The sequence below is a fragment of the Pseudomonas sp. FP1154 genome (genome assembly GCF_030687245.1).
GTDB classification, from domain to species: Bacteria; Pseudomonadota; Gammaproteobacteria; order Pseudomonadales; family Pseudomonadaceae; genus Aquipseudomonas; species Aquipseudomonas rhizophila.
On sequence record NZ_CP117465.1, the window covers coordinates 4,356,105 to 4,369,549 of the forward strand.

Annotated in this window: 14 protein-coding genes; 11 read left to right on the plus strand and 3 right to left on the minus strand. The window is 60.4% G+C overall.

The features are described 5' to 3' along the window. Positions 1 to 96: 96 nt before the first annotated feature. The 3 genes from PSH91_RS19545 to PSH91_RS19555 all read left to right on the plus strand — a co-directional run bounded on the left by PSH91_RS19545 (position 97) and on the right by PSH91_RS19555 (position 3,247). Positions 97 to 600: an ureidoglycolate lyase gene (locus PSH91_RS19545; protein WP_305466536.1), complete on the plus strand. Its 504-nt coding sequence runs from the start codon at positions 97 to 99 to the stop codon at positions 598 to 600. 52 nt (positions 601 to 652) lie between these two features. Next, entirely contained in the window at positions 653 to 1,954 is a 1,302-nt protein-coding gene (locus tag PSH91_RS19550) for a urate hydroxylase PuuD (protein WP_107321761.1), read from the plus strand. Positions 1,955 to 2,461: 507 nt separating this feature from the next. Continuing rightward, complete coding sequence (locus PSH91_RS19555; protein WP_107321760.1) at positions 2,462 to 3,247, plus strand: outer membrane protein OmpK; 786 nt, start codon at positions 2,462 to 2,464, stop codon at positions 3,245 to 3,247. Between the two features lie 74 nt (positions 3,248 to 3,321). Here PSH91_RS19555 and PSH91_RS19560 read toward each other — a convergent pair whose 3' ends face one another. Both PSH91_RS19560 and PSH91_RS19565 read right to left on the minus strand, forming a co-directional pair. Then, the gene (locus PSH91_RS19560) at positions 3,322 to 4,482 is read right to left on the minus strand and encodes a patatin-like phospholipase family protein (protein ID WP_047229640.1); all 1,161 of its coding nucleotides are present in this window, start codon (positions 4,480 to 4,482) and stop codon (positions 3,322 to 3,324) included. Between the two features lie 35 nt (positions 4,483 to 4,517). Next, the gene (locus tag PSH91_RS19565) at positions 4,518 to 5,450 is read right to left on the minus strand and encodes a lipid A biosynthesis lauroyl acyltransferase (RefSeq protein WP_047229641.1); all 933 of its coding nucleotides are present in this window, start codon (positions 5,448 to 5,450) and stop codon (positions 4,518 to 4,520) included. 118 nt (positions 5,451 to 5,568) lie between these two features. Here PSH91_RS19565 and minC point away from each other — a divergent pair, with 118 nt between their 5' ends. From minC to PSH91_RS19595, 6 genes are all read left to right on the plus strand, one after another. Further along, positions 5,569 to 6,306 (plus strand): septum site-determining protein MinC, encoded by a 738-nt coding sequence (minC, locus tag PSH91_RS19570; RefSeq protein WP_047229642.1) that lies wholly within the window; start codon positions 5,569 to 5,571, stop codon positions 6,304 to 6,306. 200 nt (positions 6,307 to 6,506) lie between these two features. Continuing rightward, the gene (minD, locus tag PSH91_RS19575) at positions 6,507 to 7,319 is read left to right on the plus strand and encodes a septum site-determining protein MinD (protein ID WP_042728954.1); all 813 of its coding nucleotides are present in this window, start codon (positions 6,507 to 6,509) and stop codon (positions 7,317 to 7,319) included. Continuing rightward, positions 7,319 to 7,573, plus strand: a complete 255-nt coding sequence (gene minE / locus PSH91_RS19580; protein WP_003179111.1) for a cell division topological specificity factor MinE — start codon at positions 7,319 to 7,321, stop codon at positions 7,571 to 7,573. Before minD ends, minE begins: the two co-directional genes overlap by 1 nt. A 105-nt stretch (positions 7,574 to 7,678) precedes the next feature. Beyond that, entirely contained in the window at positions 7,679 to 8,314 is a 636-nt protein-coding gene (locus PSH91_RS19585) for an RluA family pseudouridine synthase (protein WP_018612476.1), read from the plus strand. Positions 8,315 to 8,521: 207 nt separating this feature from the next. Beyond that, positions 8,522 to 9,811, plus strand: a complete 1,290-nt coding sequence (locus PSH91_RS19590) for a M18 family aminopeptidase (protein WP_047229643.1) — start codon at positions 8,522 to 8,524, stop codon at positions 9,809 to 9,811. Between the two features lie 272 nt (positions 9,812 to 10,083). Further along, positions 10,084 to 10,266: a hypothetical protein gene (locus PSH91_RS19595; RefSeq protein WP_047229644.1), complete on the plus strand. Its 183-nt coding sequence runs from the start codon at positions 10,084 to 10,086 to the stop codon at positions 10,264 to 10,266. A 7-nt stretch (positions 10,267 to 10,273) separates the two neighbouring features. On the opposite strand, the gene PSH91_RS19600 is transcribed toward PSH91_RS19595, so the two are convergent. Further along, complete coding sequence (locus tag PSH91_RS19600; protein WP_047229645.1) at positions 10,274 to 11,005, minus strand: UTRA domain-containing protein; 732 nt, start codon at positions 11,003 to 11,005, stop codon at positions 10,274 to 10,276. A 349-nt stretch (positions 11,006 to 11,354) separates the two neighbouring features. Here PSH91_RS19600 and PSH91_RS19605 point away from each other — a divergent pair, with 349 nt between their 5' ends. Further along, on the plus strand, positions 11,355 to 12,422 hold the full coding sequence (locus tag PSH91_RS19605) for an ABC transporter substrate-binding protein (RefSeq protein ID WP_047229646.1): 1,068 nt from the start codon (positions 11,355 to 11,357) through the stop codon (positions 12,420 to 12,422). A gap of 213 nt (positions 12,423 to 12,635) precedes the next feature. Beyond that, a complete protein-coding gene (locus PSH91_RS19610; RefSeq protein WP_047229647.1) occupies positions 12,636 to 13,442 on the plus strand; it encodes an alkaline phosphatase family protein in 807 nt (268 codons plus the stop codon). The last annotated feature ends 3 nt before the right edge of the window (positions 13,443 to 13,445 follow it).

The following is a 13,445-nucleotide window of genomic DNA, read 5'->3' on the forward strand; positions in this document are numbered from 1 at the left end:
TCGCTCCCACATTTGAAATGCATTCCCCTGTGGGAGCGAGCTTGCTCGCGATGGCGGCACAACAAACAACACAGAATTCAAGGTAAGAAGACCAGCATGCGCACACTCAAGATCGAACCGTTGACCAAAGAAGCCTTCGCCCCGTTCGGTGACGTGATCGAAACCGACGGCAGCGATCGCTTCATGATCAACAATGGTTCGACCATGCGCTTCCATCGCCTGGCGACGGTTGAAACCGCCGAGCCGGACGACAAGGCGATCATCAGCATCTTCCGCGCCGAGGCGCTGGAGATGCCGTTGACCGTACGCATGCTGGAGCGCCATCCGCTGGGCAGCCAGGCTTTCATCGGGCTGCTCGGCAACCCCTTTCTGATCGTGGTCGCGCCACTTGGCGATGTACCTGTATCAGGCTTGGTCCGCGCCTTCGTCACCAACGGCAGGCAGGGCATTAATTACCATCGCGGCGTCTGGCACCACCCGGTGCTGACGATCGAAAAGCGGGATGACTTCCTGGTGGTTGATCGCAGTGGCACAGGCAATAACTGCGATGAGCATTTTTTCAAAGAGGATGAGTTGTTGATCCTCGCCCCCCACCAATAAGAGAAGCGTCCGATCACGCGAAAACAAGCGTGACGGGCGAGAGGTAAAGACTGTGGAAGCACATATGCTGGAATGGCTGAACCTGAGCGTGCGCTGGGTTCATATGATCACTGGCGTGGCCTGGATCGGCGCGTCGTTCTACTTCGTCTGGCTGGAAAACAACCTCAATCGCGTCAACCCTAAAAGCGGTCTGGCCGGTGATTTGTGGGCCATCCACGGTGGCGGCATCTACCACCTGGAAAAATACAAACTCGCGCCGCCGTCCATGCCGGACAACCTGCACTGGTTCAAATGGGAAGCCTACTTCACCTGGATGTCGGGCGTCGCCCTGCTGTGCCTGGTGTTCTATTGGAACCCGACCCTGTACCTGCTGGCACCGGGCAGCAGCCTGAGCGGGCCCGAAGGCGTCGCCCTGGGCATCGGCTCATTGTTCGTCGGCTGGTTCGTGTATTCCTTTCTCTGCGACTCGGCCCTGGGCAAACGCCCTGCCCTGCTCGGCCTGATCCTGTTCGTGCTGCTGATCGCCGCGGCCTACGGGTTCAGCAAGGTGTTCAGCGGTCGCGGTGCCTACCTGCATGTCGGGGCGGTCATCGGGACGATCATGGTCGGCAACGTGTTCCGCATCATCATGCCGGCCCAACGCGCGCTGGTGGCGGCCATTGCCGAGAACCGCACGCCGGATCCGGCGCTGCCGGCCAAGGGCCTGCTGCGCTCGCGCCACAACAACTACTTCACCCTGCCGGTGCTGTTCATCATGATCAGCAACCATTTCCCGAGCACCTATGGCAGCCAGTACAACTGGTTGATCCTGGCCGGGATCGCCGTGGCGGCGGTGTTGGTGCGGCACTATTTCAATACCCGCCACGACAGCAACAAGTATGCCTGGACGCTGCCGGTCGGCGCTCTGGCGATGATCTGCCTGGCTTATGTCACGGGTCCAAAACCCATGACCACAGCGCCGGAAGTCGCCAAAACCCCTGGTGTGATCGAGTACCAACCGTTGCCGGAAACGGCGGTGGGCGGCGGCGCAAAACCGGCGACGGCAGCGGCCGCACCGGCATCGACGCCGGCCCAGACCGCCAATGCCCAAGGCCCTTCGTTCGAGAAGGTCCACAGCGTGATTCAGGAGCGCTGCTCGGTCTGCCATTCGGCAAAACCCACCAGCCCGTTGTTCAGCGCCGCGCCGGGCGGGGTGATGTTCGATACCCCGCAGCAGATCCAGCAACAAGCCGCGCGCATCCAGGCCCAGGCCGTGGCCACGCAGATCATGCCCCTGGGCAATATCACCCAGATGACCCAACAGGAACGCGACCTGATCGGCGCGTGGATCAGCCAGGGGGCGCGGACCAACTGAGTCCCGCCGACATCAAACCTGACATCACCCGCTACACGTAATACCGCTGACAGGCAGACCGGCACACGACCGGTCGCCCGTCAGCGACTGCCTGCGCCTCAACAATAAAAACAAGAGGAAAGCACCAGATGACCCAGCCCCGCCATCACGCCCCAAATTCGCCACGAATGCGCCGTTGCAGGGCACTTGAGCCCATGAATGCAGGGCCGTATCCTGCGCGGCCGTTTGAGTCCGGTGCCGCGTAAAACCAGCAGATCCTGACCGATACGCCAACTATTGCAGTGTTGGCAGATATCGGCTTGCGCTGAACACACTTTTTCGAGCGTTTCAAACCACTGAACAAGCCATTTTTCCGATTTATCCCGGTCTTGGCTCAGCTCTTGCTGTCAGCGCTTGCCACAAACAAAAAGCTGACCGAACGGATGGTTTTTCCGTAGAAAAAAGCGCCACACCAGAGCGCTGATCTTAAAAAAAATGCAGTACCACTTACCTTTGGGAGCAAACCGAATGAAACATACGTGCACCAGCCTGATACTTGCGGGATCTTTGCTGACCGCTGGCCAAGCGATGGCCGACGAGCTGTTCCAATGGCAGAACAACAGCCTGACCTACCTCTATGGCAAGGATTTCCAGGTCAACCCGCGCATCCAGCAAACCGTGACCTTCGAGCACGCCGATGCCTGGAAATACGGCGACAACTTCTTCTTCCTCGACCGGATTTTCTACAACGGCCAGGACGACAGCAATTCCGGCCCGAACACCTACTACGGTGAGTTCAGCCCACGCCTGTCGTTCGGCAAAATCTTCGACCAGAAGCTGGAACTGGGTCCGATCAAAGATGTGTTGCTGGCCATGACCTATGAGTTCGGTGAGGGTGACAACGAGTCATACCTGATCGGTCCGGGCTTCGACCTGGCGATTCCCGGTTTCGATTACTTCCAGTTGAATTTCTACAACCGCCAGACCGAAGGTCCGCGCGCTGGCGACAACGTCTGGCAGATTACACCGACCTGGGCCTACACCCTCCCGGTGGGCTCATCCGACATCCTGATCGACGGCTTCATCGACTGGGTGGTGGACAACGACAGCAACTCCAAAGGCACCTACCACGCCAACCTGCACATCAACCCGCAGATCAAGTATGACTTGGGCAAGGCACTGAAGCTGGGCGCCAAACAGTTGTATGTGGGTGTGGAATACGACTACTGGAAGAACAAATACGGGATCGAAGACAGCGAAGGCTTCAAGACCAATCAGAGCAATACCAGCTTCTTGCTGAAGTATCATTTCTGATCCACATCGATCCTCGATGCTCAGGGAATCTTGTGGGAGCGAGCCTGCTCGCGATGGCGCTGGAGGCTACTGCATCACCCCGCCGTCACCCGCAAGAACCGGCTTAACTCCTCGCGCTGGGCCAACGCATCCTGGCGTCCCAGCTCGATCAGTTCACTGCAATAGCCCGCTTCGAACAGCAGATAACTCAGCACCCCGGCGCCGCTGGTCTTGGTCGCGCCCGGCCCGCGCAGGAACATGCGCAGCGCGCGGGGCAATTCCAGGCGATGGCGGGCGGCGATTTCGTCGATCGGCTGGCTCGGCGAAATCACCAACACCTCCACCGGCGCCGCGCCCAGCGCATGAGCCGGCACGTCATCGGGCAGCAGATGACTGAAGCCATTCAGACGCTCCAGCAGTTCGATGTCGCTTTCCAGGCTGTCAATGAACGTACTGTTGAGCATGTGGCCACCGATCTGCGCCAGCGTCGGTTGCTGGCCGGTGTAACTGCGCTGCAACGGCTCTGGCGAACCAAGTCCACGCGGATTGCCGCTGACCCCGATGACCAGCACGCGATTGGCCCCCAGGTGCAGGGCCGGGCTGATGGGAGCCGATTGACGCACCGCGCCGTCGCCGAAATATTCCGGGCCGATCCTGACCGGCGCGAATAGCAGGGGGATCGCCGAACTGGCAAGCAGGTGTTCCACCGACAACTGGGTCGGCACGCCGATGCGCCGGTGCCGCAGCCAGGATTCGATGGTGCCGCGGCCCTGGTAGAAGGTCACGGCCTGGCCGGACTCATAACCGAACGCAGTCACCGCCACGGCCCGCAGTTGCTGCTGCGCGATCGCCTGTTCGATGCCCGAGGCGTGGAATTGAGACTGGAGAAGTTCACGCAACGGCGAACTGTCGATCAGCGCCACTGGTAACCGGGCGCCCAGGCCTAGCAGGCTGTGGCTGATAAAACGTGTCGCCTGGGCAATCACGCCCCACCAGTCGCTGCGCATCACCTGATGGCTGCGCACCGCTTGCCAGAAGGCAGTCAGGCGCTCGATGGCCGTTTTGAAGTCCATCGCCCCGCTGGCCAGGCTGACCGCGTTGATTGCCCCGGCCGAGGTGCCGACAATCACCGGGAACGGGTTATCCGCCCCGTCCGGCAACAGTTCGGCAATCGCGGCCAATACCCCCACTTGATACGCTGCCCGAGCCCCGCCGCCGGAAAGAATCAAACCTGTCACCGGTTCAAGTGGGGTCATCGCAACACTCCGTGTTCATTAAGTGGACTACAGGCTTAACCGCGTTTGTCATACAGCTTCGGCTCGCCCGGCGGACGACTCTTGAAGCGCCGGTGAGCCCAGAGGTATTGCTCGGGGCATCTGCTGACCGACTCCTCCACCCATCGATTGATACGGATGCAATCGGCCTCTTCGGTCTCCCCTGGAAAATCTTCCAGCGGCGCCTGGATCACCAAACGGTAACCACTGCCATCAGCCAGGCGTTCCTGGATGAATGGCACCACCCGTGCCTTGCCCAGGCGAGCGAACTTGCTGGTGGCCGTGACCGTCGCGGCCTGGATGCCGAACAGTGGCACGAAGACGCTTTGCTTGGCGCCGTAGTCCTGGTCCGGCGCGTACCAGATCGCCCGCCCCGCCCGTAGCAGCTTGAGCATGCCACGCACGTCGTCGCGTTCCACCGCCAGGGAATCAAGATTGTGCCGCTCGCGCCCGCGACGCTGGATGTAGTCAAACAGCGGGTTCTTGTGCTCGCGGTACATGCCGTCGATGGTGTGCTGCTGGCCGAGCAATGCCGCGCCGATTTCCAGCGTGGTGAAGTGCAGCGCCATCAAGATCACCCCTTTGCCCTCGCGCTGGGCCTGCTTGAGATGCTCCAGCCCTTCGACATGGGCCAGCTTCGCCAGGCGCGAGCGCGACCACCACCAGCTCATGGCCATTTCGAAGAAGGCGATACCGGTGGAGGCAAAATTTTCCTTGAGCAGGCGCTTGCGCTCGGCAGCGGACTTTTCAGGAAAACACAGTTCCAGATTGCGCTGGGCGATGCGCCGTCTGTCGCCGGCCACACGATACATCAGCGCACCCAATACACGACCGGCGCGCAGCAGCAGCGGATAGGGCAGCTGAACGATCAGCCACAACAGCCCCAGACCGCACCACAGCAGCCAGAAACGCGGATGAAAAAATGCAGCTCGAAAACGCGGGCGATCCATTACAGCTTCCATAAAGACATGGGCCGCGCATTCTACATCGTTCGACCCGGCTTGCGGCCCGGGGACGATCTCGTTATAAGTCTCGGCACTTTTAGTGACAAGCCGTTGTACGCCGACCATGAGCCAAACCGAATCGCTAGACCAAGATCCCGTGTTCCAGCTGAAGGGCAGCATGCTCGCCATTACGGTGCTGGAGCTGGCCCGCAACGACCTGGAGAGCCTTGACCGACAGTTGGCGGCAAAAGTCGCCCAGGCCCCGAATTTCTTCAGCAATGCCCCGTTGGTGCTGGCGCTGGACAAACTGCCGGCCGGCGAAGGTGCCGTGGATCTGCCGGGCCTGATGCGGGTTTGTCGCCAGCACGGCCTGCGCACCCTGGCGATCCGGGCCAGCCGTATCGAAGACATCGCCGCCGCCATCGCCGTGGACATTCCGGTGCTGCCGCCCTCCGGCGCCCGGGAACGGGTGCTGGAACTGAGCCCGGTCGAGACCAGGAAAAAGCCGGAAAAGCCACCAGAACCGACCATCAAGCCGACCCGAGTCATCACCTCTCCGGTACGTGGCGGGCAGCAGATCTATGCCCAGGGTGGCGATCTGGTCGTGGTGTCCTCGGTCAGCCCGGGCGCGGAACTTCTGGCCGATGGCAACATCCATGTATACGGCCCGATGCGTGGCCGTGCCCTGGCCGGTGTCAAGGGCGATACGAAAGCCAGGATTTTCTGTCAGCAGTTAAGCGCTGAACTGGTCTCTATCGCCGGGCAGTACAAGGTTTCCGAGGATCTGCGTCGCGACCCGCTGTGGGGGGCCGGTGTCCAGGTCAGCCTGTCGGGCGACGTGTTGAACATCATTCGGCTTTAACGGATACTGCCGCATTTTCCAAGCATCTCTAAAACGTAGCGAAAACGGCTTAAACGACGTAGGAAAAAGGATAAGGCAGTGTTTACCGGAGGTAGACCCCGTCCCGCATCCGATTCCAGCCAAGCCTGTCCAATTGCAGCAGTTTCAAGAGATGTTTTTCAGGGGCTGAAAAAGTCCTTTTTCCTTAGGGGTGAAACACCTTGGCCAAGATTCTCGTGGTTACATCCGGCAAGGGTGGTGTGGGTAAGACCACCACCAGCGCCGCTATCGGTACCGGCCTCGCTCTGCGCGGCCACAAAACAGTCATCGTCGACTTCGACGTCGGCCTGCGTAACCTGGACCTGATCATGGGTTGCGAGCGTCGCGTGGTCTATGACTTCGTCAACGTGGTCAACGGTGAAGCGAACCTGCAGCAAGCCCTGATCAAGGACAAGCGCCTTGAGAATCTGTACGTGCTGGCCGCCAGCCAGACCCGCGACAAAGACGCGCTGACCCAGGAAGGCGTGGAAAAAGTGCTGATGCAGCTCAAGGAAGACTTTGAGTTCGTGGTGTGCGACTCCCCGGCCGGTATCGAGAAAGGTGCCCACCTGGCGATGTACTTCGCTGACGAAGCGATCGTCGTGACCAACCCGGAAGTCTCGTCGGTACGCGACTCCGATCGCATGCTCGGCCTGCTGGCGAGCAAATCCCGTCGCGCCGAGAACGGCGAAGAGCCGATCAAGGAGCACCTGCTGCTGACCCGCTACAACCCGCAACGGGTCAGCGATGGCGAAATGCTGGGCGTCGAAGACGTCAAGGAAATCCTCGCTGTTACCCTGCTGGGTGTGATTCCTGAATCCCAAGCGGTACTCAAGGCCTCCAACTCGGGTGTGCCGGTGATTCTCGACGATCAGAGCGACGCCGGTCAGGCGTACAGCGATGCGGTCGATCGCCTGCTGGGCAAAACCGTAGAGCATCGATTCCTCGATGTAACGAAGAAAGGTTTCTTCGAGCGCCTGTTTGGAGGTAGGTAATGAATCTTTTTGACTTCTTTCGTGCCAACAAAAAGCCAAGTACCGCCTCGGTCGCGAAAGAGCGTCTACAGATCATCGTGGCGCACGAGCGCGGCCAGCGCAGTACCCCTGATTATCTGCCAGCCTTGCAGAAAGAACTGGTGGAAGTGATCCGCAAGTACGTCAACATCGGGTCCGATGATGTGCATGTGGCGCTGGAAAGCCAGGGCAGTTGCTCGATTCTGGAACTCAATATCACCCTGCCGGATCGCTGATCGATCCTGCAGGTGCCCACGGCGGCTCCGGGTCCCAAAGTCCTTCCCACAGGGTTAGGAAAAAGGGCCCGAGCCGCCGTTGGCGTTTGTTACGAGACTGTTTGAATGCCCCTGTCCAACATCCGCATCATCCATCAGGACGCCGCCGTCCTGGTGGTCGACAAGCCGACCCTGCTGCTGTCCGTGCCCGGCCGGGCCGACGACAACAAAGACTGCCTGATCACCCGCCTGCAGGAAAACGGCTATCCGGAAGCGCGAATCGTGCACCGGCTGGACTGGGAAACCTCTGGCATCATCCTGCTGGCCCGGGATCCGGACACCCATCGCGAACTGTCTCGGCAGTTTCATGACCGGGAAACCGAAAAGGCCTACACAGCATTGTGCTGGGGCCAACCGGAGCTGGACAGCGGCAGCATCGACCTGCCCCTGCGCTACGACCCGCCGACCAAACCGCGCCACGTGGTGGATCATGAGCAGGGCAAGCACGCCCTGACCTTCTGGCGCGTGCTGGAGCGTTGCGGCGACTGGTGCCGGGTCGAACTGACGCCGATTACCGGACGCTCGCACCAGTTGCGCGTGCACATGCTGTCCATTGGTCATCCGCTCCTGGGCGACGGCCTCTACGCCCACCCCCAGGCCCTCGCTGCGTGGCCACGGCTGTGCCTGCACGCCAGCATGCTCAGCTTCACGCACCCGCAAAGCGGCGAACGCCTACGCTTCGAGTGCCCGGCGCCGTTCTGAGGCATCGCGTCCCCCCCATCGCGAGCAGGCTCGCTCCCACATTGGATTGCAGGCTTACACAAGTTTTGTGTTCACCCTGAGTCCCCTGTGGGAGCGAGCCTGCTCGCGAAGGGGACGGCACATTCAACGCGTATATCAATCACTGGCCACCCTCCTCATCGCCCCCCAATACGGTAAACTCCCGCGCATTGCTGTCTGGAGTTATTTATGCGCGAAGAGTTGAACCAAGGCCTGATCGACTTTCTCAAGGCCTCCCCCACCCCGTTCCACGCCACCGCCAGCCTTGCCCAACGTCTGGAGGCAGAGGGTTATCAGCGTCTTGACGAACGCGAGACCTGGGCCACCGAGGCCAACGGTCGTTACTACGTCACGCGCAACGACTCTTCAATCATCGCTTTCAAACTGGGGCGCAACTCACCGCTGCACGACGGCATCCGCCTGGTTGGCGCCCACACCGACAGCCCCTGCCTGCGGGTCAAGCCCCAGCCGGAACTACAACGCCACGGGTTCTGGCAACTGGGCGTGGAAGTTTATGGCGGCGCGCTGCTGGCGCCGTGGTTTGACCGCGACTTGTCCCTGGCCGGGCGCGTGACCTTCCGCCGCGATGGCAAGGTCGAAAGCCAGCTGATCGATTTCAAGGCGCCGATCGCCACGATTCCGAACCTGGCCATCCACCTCAATCGCGAAGCCAACCAGGGCTGGGCGATCAACCCACAGAATGAGCTGCCACCGATTCTCGCCCAGTTCGCCGGTGATGAGCGCGTCGACTTCCGCGCCGTGCTCACCGATCAACTGGCCCGCGAACACGGCCTGAATGCGGACGTGGTGCTCGATTACGAGCTGAGTTTCTACGACACCCAAAGCGCCGCGCTCATCGGCCTGCATGGTGATTTCATTGCCGGCGCGCGCCTGGACAATCTGCTGTCGTGCTACGCCGGCCTGCAAGCCTTGTTGAACGCCGACACCGAAGAGACCTGCGTGCTGGTGTGCAACGACCACGAGGAAGTCGGCTCTTGCTCGGCCTGTGGCGCCGACGGTCCGATGCTGGAACAAACCCTGCGTCGTTTGCTGCCTGAAGGTGAAGAGTTCGTACGGACCATCCAGAAATCCCTGCTGGTTTCCGCGGACAACGCCCACGGCGTGCACCCCAACTACGCCGACAAACACGACGCCAACCACGGCCCGAAACTCAATGCCGGGCCCGTGATCAAGGTCAACACCAACCAGCGCTACGCCACCAACAGCGAAACCGCCGGGTTCTTCCGTCACCTGTGCATGGCCGAGGAAGTACCGGTGCAGAGCTTCGTGGTGCGCAGCGACATGGGCTGCGGCTCGACCATCGGCCCGATCACCGCCAGTCAGTTGGGTGTACGCACGGTGGACATCGGTTTGCCGACCTTCGCCATGCACTCGATCCGCGAGCTGTGCGGCAGTCATGACCTGGCGCACCTGGTGAAGGTGTTGAGCGCGTTTTATGCCTGTCGTGAGTTGCCGTAACCACAGCAGCACCTGTTTGAACCGGGAAATGCTTACCCCTGTGGCGAGGGGATTTATCCCCGTAGGGCTGCAGAGCAGCCCTTTGCCCAGTCACCGCAATACTTCACATGTCAGTAACGGCCCAAGTGCGTCTGCTGCGCAGCCGAGCGGGGATAAATCCCCTCGCCACAACAGTGCTCGCCTCCGGATTGGGGGGAGCCATGACATACATCATCACACCCCGGCAAAACCCCAACTAGACTGACCTTATCCCCTCCGACAAGGCCGTCGCCATGATTCCGATGTCTGCGTTCAATGCCATGCTGGTGCCCATCATCGCCGGCATGATCCTGCTGGCCATCGGCTTCAACTTCCGAGACAAGAACGTCGGGGTGTTTGCCATGTGGATCGGCATGTTGTTGATCCTCGCCACGGTGGTGTTCAGGATCCTGGCCAAACTCAACGAGTCGATCTGACCTCACCTCAGGCAGCCGACGGTTGCTCCGGCACGTCCACCCCCACGTGAATCGCATCGTGACGCCAGAACTCCAGGTCACAATCGATCAACCGCTGATGCTGGTCATAATTGACCCGGGCAATCCGCAAGCCAGGGCTGCCAACCGAGACTTTCAACGCCGCCGCCGCTTCAGGCTGTAGCGAGGTCGGCACAATCTCGAACTTCACCCGGCCGTAGTGCAAGTCGTAATGACGGGCGTACAACTCGGTGATGGACTGATTGAGGTCGAATTCGAGGATGTCCGGGAAGTACTGCGGGTTCAGGTAGTGCTCGACATACAGCACCAGCCGCTCATCGATACGCCGCACGCGGCAGATCTGGATCACACTGGACAGTGCCGGCAATTGCAACCAGGCACACACTGCTGCCGAAGCCGGCTGCAGACGGGCCGAGATCACTTGAGTGGAAGGCACTCGCCCCTGGGCAGTCACCATGGCGTGGAAATGGCTGCGCTGCATCAGGTTATAGGCCAAGCGTGGCGGCGAGACAAACCAACCACGGCGCTCCTCGCGATAGATCTGCCCCTGGGCTTCGAGCTGTAACAGCGCTTCGCGCACGGTGATGCGTGTGGTGCCGAACAATTCACTGAGCTTGCGCTCGGCCGGCAACTTGCTACCGGGCGCCAGCAAGCCATGGTCGAGCTGCTCCTGCAGGACTTGCCCAATGGTTGTCACCGCTTTGGTTGTCTCGATGCGCATCAACGTTACCTATCTGGACTAGACCAGCACTCTTTCGGGGCGAAATCGATGGAGCATCCATCCGTTTCTCATGCTTGCAAGCCTAGGCACTGCACATGACTGATAGATGACAGAACCGCCGAACGGTTCATTGCCATCCCTGCAAGTTAGCGGCCAACTCCTTGCAGATCAGCCGGTTAACCATGGTCTACGCTTAGTTGGCAGCCACTTTGCCCCCGCCTGACACATGCCGGCATCTCCTGCACCGACATCAAAATGTCACAGGGCTCGCCTACATTGGCTCAGGTATTGCTGACCTAGACCAACACAACCGCAATCGCAGCGTTGAAAACGCCCATAGGAGCTTCGGATGAAACAGTTTTTCCTGGCATCACTGTTAGGCTCGACCATTGCCATGTGCACTGTTGCCATGGCCGCTGACACCGATTTGAAAACACTGGAAGCCGCTGCGAAAGCGGAAGGCACCGTGAACAGCGTCGGCATGCCCGATGACTGGGCGAACTGGAAAGCCACCTGGGATGACCTGGCCAAAATCTATGGCTTGAAACACATCGACACCGACATGAGCTCGGCCCAGGAAATCGCCAAGTTCGCCGCCGAGAAAGACAACGCCAGCGCCGATATCGGTGACGTCGGCGCAGCTTTCGGCCCGATCGCGGTCAAGCAAGGCGTGGTTCAACCCTACAAGCCGAGCACCTGGGAACAGGTTCCGGACTGGGCCAAGGACAAGGACGGCAACTGGGCCCTGGCCTACACCGGCACCATTGCTTTCATCGTCAACAAGAAGCTGTTGCACGGCTCCGAAGTGCCAACCAAATGGGCCGACCTGAAAACCGGCAAATACAAGGTTTCCATTGGTGACGTGAGCACCGCCGCCCAAGCCGCCAACGGTGTGCTGGCAGCGGCCCTGGCCAATGGCGGCAACGAGAAAAACGTTCAACCGGCCTTGTTGATGTTCGCCGAGATCGCCAAGCAAGGGCGTCTGTCCATGGCCAACCCGACCATCGCCACCATGGAGAAAGGTGAAGTCGAGGTCGGCGTGGTCTGGGACTTCAACGGCCTGAGCTACAAGGCCAAGATGGCCAACCCGGATGATTACGTCGTACTGATTCCATCCGACGGCTCGGTCATCTCCGGCTACACCACCATCATCAACAAATACGCCAAGCACCCGAACGCCGCCAAACTGGCTCGCGAGTACATCTTCAGCGATGCCGGCCAGATCAACCTGGCCAAGGGCAACGCCCGTCCGATCCGCGCCGAGCACCTGACCTTGCCTGAAGAGGTCAAGGCCAAGTTGCTGCCCAACGAGCAGTACAAAGGCGTGACCCCGATCAAGGATGCGGATGCGTGGGAAAAAACCTCCAAGACACTGCCGCAGAAGTGGCAGGAAGAAGTGATCATCAATATGGAGTGAGGCAATAGCTCCCGCTGGAAATCCACTGGAGATCCAATTGTGGGAGCGAGCACTGTGGGAGCAAAGCTTGCTCGCGATGAACGATGACACGGTCTTGCAGTTGAACCGTGTCGCCTTCATCGCGAGCAAGCTCGGCTCCCACAGAAGCTGGCTTCCACATCAGGTCCCTGGTGAATCCGAGTTTCCTGGTATCTGTCCGGAGTCCCGCTACCCATGAAGCACAACGTCATCCTGGTGGTGCTCGACGGCCTCAACTACGAGGTCGCCCGGCATGCCATGGGGCATTTGCAGGCCTATGTCGGCGCAGGACGCGCGGCGCTCTACACACTGGAATGTGAACTGCCCGCCCTGTCCCGTCCGCTCTATGAATGCATTCTCACCGGCGTCGTGCCCCTCGACAGCGGGATCGTGCACAACAATGTCTCGCGCCTGTCGAACCAGCGCAGCATCTTCCACTACGCCACCGCAGGCGGCTTGAGTACGGCAGCCGCGGCCTATCACTGGGTCAGCGAGCTGTACAACGCTTCGCCGTTCGTGGCCGGTCGCGATCGTCATACCGACAACCCCGAGCTGCCGATTCAATACGGGCATTTCTACTGGAATGACCACTACCCCGACTCTCATCTGTTTGCCGACGCCGAACACCTGCGTCAGCGCTACCTGCCGAATTTTTTGCTGGTGCACCCCATGAACATCGACGATGCCGGCCACAAGCACGGCCTCGACACCCCGCAATACCGCAACAGCGCCCGCTCGGCCGACATCAACCTGGCGGTTTACCTGCAAGCCTGGCTCGACGCCGGATACCAGGTGCTGGTGACATCCGACCACGGCATGAACAACGACCGCTCCCACAACGGCCTGCTGGCTGAAGAACGGGAAGTGCCACTGTTTGTGCTGGGCAACGGCTTCAGCCTCAACCCCGACGCCGCACCCCGACAGACCGAACTGTGCGGCACCATTTGCCAGTTGCTCGGCGTTGCCCACGACAAACCCTATTGCCAGGAGTTGCTCAAGTGAATG